This window comes from Arthrobacter sp. SIMBA_036, from assembly GCF_046535135.1.
Lineage (GTDB): Bacteria > Actinomycetota > Actinomycetes > Actinomycetales > Micrococcaceae > Arthrobacter.
The window spans coordinates 1-261 of record NZ_JAWRXG010000263.1 but is presented as its reverse complement, the minus strand read 5'-3'; the positions used below and the strand labels follow the sequence as shown (position 1 = coordinate 261).

The following is a 261-nucleotide window of genomic DNA, read 5'->3' as shown; positions in this document are numbered from 1 at the left end:
CCTGATGGTCGAGACGAGCGGCGATCCGGATATCTGGAATGTTCTCGACCCCGACTACCGCTGGCAGGGCCAGGTCGAGCGCGCCAAGATCATCAATGCGATGATGCAGCCCAGCGTCGCAGGGGGCTATGTCTTCGACCGATCCGAAGCGCGCACGCCTGTTGACGAAGACCTGCGCGACTATTTCCACGCCAGCTTCCATCCACGCGGCAATCCGCTCGTCGATGCGGTCCGCAGGATCGTTGCGGCGCATCTCGACGG

General features: G+C 63.2%; 1 protein-coding gene. It reads left to right on the top strand.

Going from position 1 to position 261, the window contains the following annotated elements; translation table 11 throughout:
* A partial coding sequence (locus tag SB659_RS19840; protein ID WP_410551657.1) for a DUF6005 family protein occupies positions 1-261 on the top strand: 261 nt, incomplete at both ends.